The following is an 11084-nucleotide window of genomic DNA, read 5'->3' as shown; positions in this document are numbered from 1 at the left end:
ACAACGGAACCAGGTTCTCCGCCTCGAAGTCCCGGTACAACCCCGCAAGCGCCGCAGCCTCCTCCGGCGTAGGCTCCGGCAACGCATGACTCGCAGCAACGGACTCGTGCGTCGTGTTCTCGGCGCTGATGGACACGTGGGCCTCCTCGATAGGTCAGGGCAGTTCTTTGGCGTAGCTCGACTCTAAGGAGGCAACGGCGTGACTCCAAGCATATTCTGGCAGCCAGAATCTTGAGGTGGTTAAGCGGGTGAAAGCGGGCCGCTGAGACCGAATGCTCAGTCCGGCTCGGCCGGGTTGGCAGCGATGTCGATTTCCAGCTGGCGGGTGGTCTCACGGAGGGCGCCGACCAGGCCGCCGTCGAACACTTTGTGGAACCGCGTAGCCGGTGTGGCGACGCTGAGCGCACCCACCACGTGCCCATTCCTGTTGTGCAACGACATGCCCAGGGCGCTGACGCCCTCCTCAGTCCCCTCGAAATTGGCCGCGAAACCATTGCTGCGGATGGACTCCAGCTCGCGCAGGAACGCCGGGTACTCCGCGTCGGGGATCATGTCGCCGCCGATCTCGGCATTGTTGCTGCGGAAGAGCTGGTCGATCATCTGGGGTTCGAGTTCGGCCAGCATCGCCTTGCCGCCCGAAGTCCGGTTCGCCGGCATGACCGTCCCCTGCCGGTCGCCTACCCGCAGCACATTGCTTCCTTCCACGGTGGCCAGGAAGCGGACTTTCGATCCCACCCGCACCATCAGGTTCACGGTCTCGTTGAGTTGTGCGGAGAGCAGCTCCATGTGGGGCTGGGCCAGGGAGCGGAGCAGCCTGGTCCAGCTCAGCCCGGCCGGCCCGACGCCCATCGCCGGACCCGGCACGTAGCGGCGGGTTTCGTCCTGGACCGCGAAACCCCGGTAAACCAGCATTGCCAGCAGGCGGTGGGCGGTGGAAGGCGCCACGCCAAGCTCCCCGGCCGCGTCCTTGAGCCGCAGCGTCCCGCCGTCGCGGAGCAGCTGGAGGAGCTGCAGCGCGTTGTCCACTGCCTCGATGGAATAGGTGGGCCGCTTCTGCACGGGCATTTTCTGCGCAGGCCGTCGGGGGGATGTGGATGCGGTTGGGGGTTCTGGATTGTTCTGCACATCAGAATTGTATTGTGGTTCATCTGGGGCCGCCATGACAGTAGTGGGATGAACCACATACTTCCCGCTGCAATGCCGCAACGGTCCTCTCCCGGGGCTTCCGTCCCCGGTTCCCCTGAGGGGCCAGCGCCGCGCTTCTCCAAGGCTTCGGCCGCCGCAGTCCTCGTGTGCTGGCTGCTGGTGGTCTTTGACGGCTACGACCTGATCGTCTACGGCACGGTCCAGTCCTCCCTGATTTCGGAGACAGGCTGGGGCCTGAGCAAGGCCACCGCCGGAACCATCGGATCAATGGCCTTTCTCGGCATGATGATTGGGGCGATCTTCGCAGGCCGCATGGCCGACTCCTGGGGCCGCCGCCGCACCATCCTCGGCTGCGCCATCGTCTTCTCGGTCTTCACTGTCCTCTGCGCGTTCGCTCCCAACGCCGCAGTCTTCGGCGTCCTGCGGCTCCTCGCCGGCATCGGCCTCGGCGGCCTGGTGCCCTCGGCCAACGCCCTCGTTGCCGAACTGGTCCCTGCCAAATGGCGGTCCCTCATCGCCACCCTGATGATGTCCGGCGTGCCGATCGGCGGATCCATCGCAGCCCTCGCAGGGATCCAACTCATTCCCGCCTTCGGCTGGGAATCCATGTTCCTCGTGGCCGTGCTGGCTCTGGTGATTGTGGTCCCGCTGGGCCTGAAATTCCTTCCGGAAACCCTGGCTCCGGCTGGCGGAACATCGGCCCGCACCGGGAAAACGCCCAGCGCCGCGGCCAAGGGGCCCGCCGGGTTCGCCTCCCTGCTCCGCGCCCCCTACCTGGGCGTCAGCGTGCTCTTCGCCGTGGCGACGATTGCCACCCTCTTTGCCTGGTACGGGCTGGGCACGTGGCTGCCCAACCTCATGCAGCTGGCCGGCTACAACCTTGGTTCGGCCCTGACGTTCGCCCTGGCCCTGAACCTGGGTGCAGTGGCGGGTTCGGTCATCACCGCCTGGGCGGGCACCCGGTTTGGCCCGGTGCCCACAGCCATCGCCGCTGCAGCCGTCGCGGCGGCAGCACTCGTGGTGCTCGTGACCGGACCGCCCGTCGCCGTCGTCTACTTCATGCTGGTCCTTGCCGGCGTCGGAACCCATGGCACGCAGTGCCTCATCATCGCGGCCGTCGCCAGCCACTACCCCGGCCACCTGCGGGGGACCGCGCTCGGCTGGGCCCTCGGGACAGGCCGCATCGGCGCCGTCGCCGCACCCCAGGCCGGGGGGCTCCTGCTAGCCGCCGGGCTGGGAGTCAATTCCAACTTCCTGGCCTTCGCAGGTGCAGCCGCCATCGCGGCGGTGCTGCTGGCCGCCGTCGGGCTCAAACTCACGTCAAAACTCTCAATCCCCACTTCATCAACAGGAGCAAACAATGTCTGAGCACGCCACGTCCACCGATGTCCTCGTCATCGGAGGAGGGATGGCCGGACTGGCCGGAGCCCTCGCGCTGCGCGAAAACGGCGCCAACGTCACCCTCGTGGAGCGGGCCCCCGAATTCGGGGAGGTCGGCGCCGGACTTCAGATGGCCCCCAACGCTTCCCGCGTCCTGCAGCGCTGGGGTCTGCTCGACAAAGCACTGGAAATCGGTGTCCAGCCCAAGCACCTGGTCTTCCGAGACGCCGTCACCGGCGAGGAGCTCACCCGCCAGAGGCTCGGCGGTGAATTCGCCGAACGCTACGGCGCACCGTACGTGGTGATCCACCGCAGCGACTTGCACCGGGTCCTGCTCGAAGGCTGCCAGGCGGCGGGCGTGAAGCTCGTCAACGACGTGATGGTCGAGAGTGTTGAAACCGTGAATGGCCGGGGTGTAGCCCACACCGCCGCTGGCGTGGACTACGAAGCCGATGTGGTGATCGGCGCAGACGGACTCAAGTCCACCCTGCGTCCGCTCGTGGCCACCGACGAGCCGGTCTCCTCCGCCTATGTGGCTTACCGGGGCACGGTACCGATCACCGAAAATACGCCCAAGGCCGACCTCGAGGACGTCATCGTCTACCTCGGGCCGGACTGCCACCTGGTGCAGTATCCGCTGCGCAAGGGTGAGCTGCTGAACACAGTGGCCGTGTTCAAGTCCGCCTCCTTTGAGCGCGGCGAAGAGCAGTACGGGGGCCTGGACGAGCTCGAGGCTGCCTACAAGGACTGTGTCCCGGCCGTCCAGGCAGCGCTGAAGAACCTGGGCACCAGCATGCGCTGGCCCATGTACGACCGCGACCCGATCGAAAACTGGGTTGCCGGCCGGATGGTGCTGATGGGCGACGCCGCGCACCCGATGCTCCAGTACCTCGCCCAGGGAGCCTGCCAGGCACTCGAAGACGCGGCCGTGCTGCAGGACGTCAGCAACGGCACAGTGTTCACGGCCGGCGGCGTCAACCCGGGAGCCTGGGACGACGCCATCAGGCAGTTCAACACCCTCCGGGCCGGCCGCACCGCCCGGGTCCAGCGCACCGCGCGCGTCTGGGGCGAGTCCTGGCACGTCTCCGGACTGGGCCGGACCCTGCGCAACCTGCTGTTCAAAAGCCGGAAGGACAACGACTTCCAGTACAACGACTGGCTGTACGGACAGGACAGCGCCGGCGTTCCGGCCCTGGAAGCTGCTCCCGCCGGGCTGGGGGTTCCCGTTCTTTCCTGACCTGGGACCCCGCGTCCGCAGGGACCGGAAGCACAACGCCTGACTTTGTCCTCAGCCCAAGGCCCGTGTCGGGCCTCCGGGCGAATGCTGCTCCGTCTCCGGCAGGCGGCGGCAGCCACGACATAGGGCGGTTTGAACCCGTCCGGTCCCGGCGCGAAGAAGGATCGTGTTCCCTTACGGGGGAGCATGGTCCTTCTTGGGAAGCCGAGAATCGCTGATGGCGATGCGCAGGGTCCACCACCGGACATGACCAAGCAGCGCCCGGTCCGAGAAGATCGTCCATATAGTTGCCACTTTCTGACATGGGAAGTTGTGTCCGCAGTCCATAGCCTTGAGTGGTGATTGATGATTCCAATGAACACCTGAGCCGGATTTTCCTGCCTGAGCCGCCGCCCGATCAGCAAGCGGTGCTCCGAGGTGGTGGTGTCGCCTGCTGGAACGAGCCGGTCTCCATCGACACCTACAGTCCCGGGGAACCGGACCGGTATCCGATGTTCCTTGATCGGCGTGTCTATCAGGGTTCCAGCGGCAAGGTCTATCCCATGCCGTTCATTGACAGCATCGCCGGCACCAAAGAACCCCGCCTGTGGCAGGCCATCCACCTGGAAAACGAATACGTCCGCCTGATGCTGCTTCCGGAGATCGGTGGCCGCATCCACATCGGCTTCGATAAGACGGCCGGCTACGACTTCTTCTACCGCAACAATGTCATCAAGCCCGGGCTCGTGGGACTTGCCGGGCCGTGGATCTCCGGCGGGGTGGAGTTCAACTGGCCCCAGCACCACCGCCCGGCGACCTTCCTTCCGGTGGAAACCTTCGTGGAGCGAGCCGACGATGGTCGGGTCACGGTGTGGCACAGCGACCTTGACCCGATGCAGCGGATGCGTGGAACCCACGGCGTCCGGCTCCGGCCGGGAAGCTCGCTCGTCGAGGTGGAGGCCAGGCTCTACAACTGCACTGATGTGCCGCAGACCTTCCTGTGGTGGGCGAACGTTGCGGCCCGCGCCCACGAGAAGTATCAATCGTTCTTTCCCACGGACGTGAGCTTTGTGGCAGACCATGCCAGGCGGGCGATCACGGCGTTCCCGCAGGCCGACCGCCCCTACTACGGGGTGGACTACCCGGCGCTGGCGGACCAAGCTCAGACGGATGCTGACCGGATCGATTTCTACTCCAACATTCCCGTCCCCACGTCCTATATGGTCACGGACACGAAGGACAGCTTCTTTGGCGGCTATGACCATGCAGCCGAAGCCGGTTTTGTCCACTGGGCCGACCGTTCCATCTCCCCGGGAAAGAAACAGTGGACCTGGGGGAACGGGCCCGTGGGCAAGGTCTGGGACGCTCACCTGACGGACACTGACGGCCCATACGTAGAGCTCATGTCCGGCGTCTTCACTGATAATCAGCCCGACTTCAGCTACCTCGCGCCGGGGGAACCCCGAACATTCAGCGAATTCTGGTACCCGATCCGCGCCATGGGCCCGGCACACCAGGCCAATCTGGACGTCGCCGTCTCGCTGCGGTTAATCGAGGAAGGACGGAAGGTTGTGGCGGGAGTTTCCAGCACGACCAACCGCGAACAGGCCACCGTAGTGCTGAAACTCCGGGGCGCTGTGGTCCACTCGTGGAACGCCCGGATCTCGCCGGCCCACCCCTTCACCGAAGCCGCCGAGCTTACGGGCCCAGTCGAGGAGGCGGACCTCACCCTGCAGGTCCTGGAGGAGGGCAGGGAACTCATTTCGTGGGCGCCCCGTAAAGCCACGGAGGCACCGAAAGAGCCCTGGGTAGCCACCGAGCCGCAGCCGCCGTCAGGCGTGGAAAGCCAGGACGAGCTCTACATCACAGGAGTGCACCTGTCGCAGAACCGGCACCCCACCAGGTCGCCGTTGCCGTACTTTGAGGAGATGCTGCGCCGGGATCCGCTGGACTCGCGCGCCAACATTGAGCTGGGGGCGGCAAAGTACAAAACCGGCCAGTACCACCGTGCACGCCAGCTGCTGGAGAACGCCCTCGCCAGGCTGACCAGCCGTAATCTGAACCCGCCCAGCGGTGAGGCCAGCTACCGGCTCGGCCTGGTCCTGGAGTGTACCGGTCAGCTGGACGAGGCGCAGGAGCGGTTTGGAAAGGCGGCCTGGGACAAGGCATGGGCGCATCCCTCCTACCTTGCGCTGGCCCGGCTGGCCCTCAGGTCAGGACTGCCCGCCGAGGCACTCACGCACGCTGAAGCCGCACTGCGGCTGGACGCGGGCAGCCCGGCGGCCAAGCACCTGCTCGTCCTGGCACTAATCAAGGCCGGACGTTCGGACGAAAGCGCACGGCTCCTGCAGGATATCCTCACCCTTGATCCGCTGGACCCCGTGGCGTTGGCGCTGAGCGGGACGTTGAACGCAGCGGACCCGAAGACTTCACTCACGGTCGCCTGCTGGTTCGCCAGCGCAGGCCAGTGGCAACTCGCGCTGGACCTCACCGACAGCCCCGCGCCGTTCGGCGCCTACAAGGCGTTTGGAAATCCGGAGACACTGCGCCACTACCTCCGGGCCAGCTGGCTGGAGGAACTGCTGGACCCAGAGGCCGCCTCCCTGGAACGCTCCGCGGCGCGGCGCAGTGACACCACGTATGCCTTCCCCTACGGACTGGACGACTACGACGCACTCCACCGCGCCCTCGAGGCTGACCCCAAGGACAAAGTGGCACACGGGCTGCTGGGGTGCTGGCTGCTGGACGCCCGCCGCACCAGTGACGCGCTTGAACACCTGGAAACGTCCATCGCGCACGGCTCCGAGGATCCGGTGGTGTGGCGCAACGCAGCCATCGCAAAAGTCAACACCGGCGGCGATCCCGCCACGGCCGACTCCTACTTCCACCGTGCCCTTGAGCTCAGCCCCGATGACGCCCGGCTGGTTTTTGAACGGTCGGTGCTGGCCGGCATCCGCGGATTGCCCGTCCGGGAGCGGATCGCCGCCATTGAACGCCATGGCAGTTCTGTGTTGCGCCGCGATGATCTGGCCCTGCTCTATGTCAACCTGCTCATCGATGCGGGACGGGCGGGGGAGGCCCTGCGCATCATGACCACGCGCAGCTTCCAGCCCTTTGAGGGCGGCGAGGGCATGGCCCTCGCCGCCTATGACCGGGCGGCGGTCCACACCGCCCGGATGTTGATGGAGGAGGACCCGACGGCGGCAATCACCTTGTTGCGCGAAGGCCTGGACGCTCCAGCCAACCTGGGCGAAGGCCGGCATCCTGCCCACAGCATGGCCGAACGGCTTGTCGCCCTCGGGGACGCCCTCGGACTGGCCGGCGACAAGGAGGCGGCCCGCGAGGCCTGGGAACAGGCCTGCCAGGAAGGCAGCTTATTGGGTGTGGACCCTGCGCCGGCCGGACCTGCCGACTACTGGAGGGGCATCGGCCACACCAGGCTCGAAAGACGGGAAGAAGCGGACCGCATCTGGCGAAGTCTGGAAACCCGGGCAGGCGAACTGGAAAGTGCTCCCTCAACCCCTGACTACTTTGCGACATCCCTTCCCGAGCTGCTGCTTTTCGACACCGACACCGATTCGTCCCGCACCGACGAGGCGAAGTCCCTGCATGAACTGGCCGCACGGGGCCGTGCACACCAGAAAGAGAAGGCAACCCTGTGACCGAACCAGCACGGTACCTCGGATCCGGAACCATCACCGTTGACACCTCGTCCCTGACGGGCCCGCGCCCGTCGCATCTTCCGGCCAGGCTGACCATTACCCTCTGGGACTTCTCCTGGTACACCCGGGCCGAGAACGGCGGCCCGTACGCAGACCTGGACGCTGCCTGCGCGAAAGCGGCCGAACTGGGCTACAACACCATCCGGATCTGCGCCGCCCCGCTGCTCCTCTTCGGCAACCTGGGCCTCGATGACCTGGCCACGGACCTCGATATCGAAGGCCTCGGGAAATCACCCGACGGGGGGATCTACGGCAGTGCCACGCGCTGGTACGACGCGCCCGGCGGCTACCGGCTGAACCTGCGGGCGCGGCTGCTGGAACTTTTCGCCGCCGCGGCACGCCACGGGCTCGTTGTCATCCTGGCCAGCTGGGAGTACCAGCAGTCCACGGTCTTCGCAGGTTCTTCGCGATGGTTCGATGCCATCGACGCCGTCCCGCTGGACGAAAGGTACCGGTTACTCGCGGACGCTTGGGACCGCCTCCTTACCGCGCTTACGGCCGCCGGCCACCGGGACCGCATCGCGATGGTGGAACTGCACAATGAGGTGGATTTTTCCATCCTGCCGGCGCTCGCCGACGGCGGCACCGAGCAGCTGCACCGGCTGAGGAAGCTCCACCCGGACCTCCTCGTCACAGCCAGCTACGGCAAGCCTCCGCACCTGGCCATGCACACCGTGCCGGACGGTCTGGGAGCGGCACAGTTCCACGTCTACAGCTACGGTGTGCTGGATGCGCTGCAGAGGCAGATCGACATCCGGTCCGAGGGTGCCGCCGAGTTCCCCAATCCGGCACTTCGCGCCCTGCTTCGCCCCGGCGCGCCGTCAGTGGCAGAGTACGGGCGCTTGGCCGACTGGAAGTACCGTGCCACTGTAGTCACCGACCAGATGTTTTACGGGTATGACTGGATTGATTCAGACGCCTGGGACACCTGGCTCTGCAACGAATACGGCCCGTACAGGGAAGTCATGCGCCGCGAAATCGAGTCCCGCGTCATCGCCATCGCGGCGTGGGCACGGTGGAAAGGGGTGCCTGCGGTGGTGGGTGAGGGATGGATCGGCTACACGCCGCTCCATGGCACATTTGAGGAAGGCCCCATCGGGCGGGACCTTGCCGAACGCGGTATCCGGACCGCGCTGGACCACGGAATCTGGGGAATGGTCCTGTGCTCCAACGCAGCCCCGCACCACCCCATGTGGGCCGACGAATCCTGGCAACGCCGCATGAACGCCCTTATCCTCGACGCACCCACCAGCTGAAAGAATCCCCTCCATGCCCCTTGACCAAAGCACCCTCGAGCTGCTGTCCGCGACGCACCGGAACCACGAACTGCCGCTGCAATGCCCGCCCATGAGCAACACCACTGATCCGCACAGCGGGTGGCGGCTGACCAGCCACTACATCGAACGTGCCGGGGTGCCAGCCGTGCCGGTGTCGGGAGAAATCCACTACAGCAGGCTGCCACGGTCCCGCTGGGAAGAACGGCTGCGGCTGATGAAGGCCGGCGGCATCACCGTGGTGGCATGCTACGTGTTCTGGATCCACCACGAACAGACCGAGGGCGAGGCCCGCTTTGATGGCAACCTGGACGTGGCCGGCTTTGTCAGGCTCTGCGGGTCAGTTGGCCTCGAGGTGGTCCTGCGCATCGGCCCCTGGGCCCACGGCGAGGTCCGCAACGGCGGCTTCCCCGACTGGGTGCAGGCCGCCGCCGTCGAACACCGGACCAACGCCCCCGCCTACCTGGCCTTGGTGGAGCGCTGGTTCAACCGAATCGGTGCGGAACTGCGGGGCCTGACCGGCCCGGACAGCAACGTCATCGGCATTCAGCTGGAAAATGAACTCTACGACCAGCCAGAACACATCACGAAACTCAAGCACCTAGCCCGGGCAGCAGGACTCAGGGCACCCGTATGGACGGCAACGGCCTGGGGCGGGGCGGACATCCCCGAGGACGAAGTCATGCCCGTCTTCGGCGGCTACGGTGATGGCTTTTGGGTCGACGCTGACGCCCCTTGGGACCCGACGTTCCGGCAGCACTACTTCTTCAGCCACCAGTGGGATGACCCGGGCATCGGGGCGGACCTGCGCGAACAACTTGCCGGAAGCGAAGCCGCACCGCCGCGGTCCCCTTCCACCCTCTACCCGCCGGCCACCTGCGAACTGACCGGCGGCATGGCAACTGCCTACCAGCGGCGGCCCTGGCCCAATGGCAACGATGTTGCCGCCGTGGCCAACAACAAGATCGGCAGCGGTTCCGGCTGGCAGGGCTATTACATGTTCGCGGGCGGGACGAACCCTCCCGGTGGCCTGCAGGAATCCCAGGCAACGGGCTACCCCAACGACCTTCCGGTTTTCGACTACGACTTCCACGCCCCCATCGGCGCTTCCGGCAGGCTGGCGCCCGGCTTCGCCCTGCTGCGCAAACAGCACGCCTTCCTCGCCGCCTTCGGGGACAGGCTCGCTCCCATGCCGTCAACACTGCCGGACAGCCTTCCCGCCGGAGTTGACGACGCGGAAACACTGCGCTGGTCGATGCGAAGCGACGGCCAGTCCGGCTTCGTGTTCATCTCCTGGCACCAGCCGCACATACCGCTGGTTGACTACCCGGCCGCGCAGTTCAAGCTCTCGTTCGGGGAAGAGACTGTTACGTTTCCCCGCAAGCCTGTCTCCATTCCCTCCGGAACGATTGCCCGCTGGCCCGTCAACCTCGAGACCGCCGGCGTACGCCTGAACTGGGCCACGGCGTCGGCCCTCACCGTGCTGGGCCCCGACTCCTCGCCGACGCTGGTCCTCACGGCCGACGACGGCATAGCGGTGCAGCTGTGCTTCCCGGACGGAACCAGGCTCGACGGGCCCGCCGACGCGATAGGCGGCAACGCCTACGCCGTCGACGGCGGACGTCTAGTGACGCTGACAGCCACGTCCGAACACGGCACACTGGCCATCCTGGTCCTGCCGGCAGCGCAGGCGGATCAGGCCTGGGTGCTGGACACGCCGCGCGGACGGGAACTGGTCCTTTCCGCCGACCCGCTGTGGGTTGGTGCCGACGGCCTCCTGGCCGGCAGTTCCCAGGGATTTCCGCGGCCCCGCCGTTACAACGCCGCGTCAGGCGGCTTCGGTGACGTGCCGACGTCACTGCCGTTGCCCGGACACCAGCGCCGGCCCATTGCGGCGGAACGCATCCGGGCCGCGCAGCCCGTCCCGGCCTCCTTCGGAGCGCTGGCCGGCCGTGCCGCGGCGCCTGCAGCCGCCGTCGTCGAGCACCTGTCCGAAGTCCACAGGCTGGACCTTCCCGCGGCATCCGATACCGGGGGGCACACGGAACTGGAGATCGCCTGGGCCGGGGACGTTGCGCGGCTGGTCGTGGACGGCACTGTGGTCGGCGACAGGTTCTGGGACGGTTCCCCCTGGATTGTGGAAACGTCCGACGCCGGCATCCGCCCGGCGTCGGAGGTTCTGCTCCAGATCCTTCCCCTGCCGAAGGACGCTGCCGTCGGGCTGCCGGCGGAGGCCCAGGCCAGGCGGGACGCCGAAGCGGGAGACCTGCTTTCCCTGGACAGCCTGGAGCTGATCCAATGGACTGGCTGGACAGAACAGCCGTCCTGAATTGGCCGGCCGGAGTG

Annotated in this window: 6 protein-coding genes; 5 read left to right on the top strand and 1 reads right to left on the bottom strand. The window is 66.6% G+C overall.

What is annotated here, in order from left to right; all coding sequences use genetic code 11:
• Positions 1-276 precede the first annotated feature (276 nt).
• Positions 277-1065, bottom strand: coding sequence for an IclR family transcriptional regulator (locus J2X42_RS21440; protein WP_310167983.1), 789 nt, complete (start codon positions 1063-1065; stop codon positions 277-279).
• A gap of 108 nt (positions 1066-1173) precedes the next feature.
• Between J2X42_RS21440 and J2X42_RS21435 the strand changes: the two genes are divergently transcribed.
• From J2X42_RS21435 to J2X42_RS21415, 5 genes are all read left to right on the top strand, one after another.
• Positions 1174-2514 carry an aromatic acid/H+ symport family MFS transporter gene (locus J2X42_RS21435; protein ID WP_310167976.1) on the top strand — a complete coding sequence of 447 codons (1341 nt, stop codon included), beginning with the start codon at positions 1174-1176 and terminating at the stop codon, positions 2512-2514.
• Positions 2507-3763: an FAD-dependent oxidoreductase gene (locus J2X42_RS21430; RefSeq protein WP_310167975.1), complete on the top strand. Its 1257-nt coding sequence runs from the start codon at positions 2507-2509 to the stop codon at positions 3761-3763. Before J2X42_RS21435 ends, J2X42_RS21430 begins: the two co-directional genes overlap by 8 nt.
• 338 nt (positions 3764-4101) lie before the next feature.
• Complete coding sequence (locus tag J2X42_RS21425; RefSeq protein WP_310167973.1) at positions 4102-7404, top strand: DUF5107 domain-containing protein; 3303 nt, start codon at positions 4102-4104, stop codon at positions 7402-7404.
• Positions 7401-8720, top strand: coding sequence for a cellulase-like family protein (locus tag J2X42_RS21420; RefSeq protein WP_310167972.1), 1320 nt, complete (start codon positions 7401-7403; stop codon positions 8718-8720). The genes J2X42_RS21425 and J2X42_RS21420 overlap by 4 nt, the downstream gene beginning before the upstream one ends.
• Before the next feature lie 13 nt (positions 8721-8733).
• The gene (locus tag J2X42_RS21415) at positions 8734-11067 is read left to right on the top strand and encodes a beta-galactosidase (RefSeq protein WP_310167971.1); all 2334 of its coding nucleotides are present in this window, start codon (positions 8734-8736) and stop codon (positions 11065-11067) included.
• Positions 11068-11084 lie beyond the last annotated feature (17 nt).

The organism is Arthrobacter sp. BE255 (genome assembly GCF_031457335.1).
GTDB lineage: Bacteria > Actinomycetota > Actinomycetes > Actinomycetales > Micrococcaceae > Arthrobacter.
The sequence above is the reverse complement of the archived record's forward strand: the minus strand, read 5'-3'. Positions and strand labels throughout refer to the sequence as shown.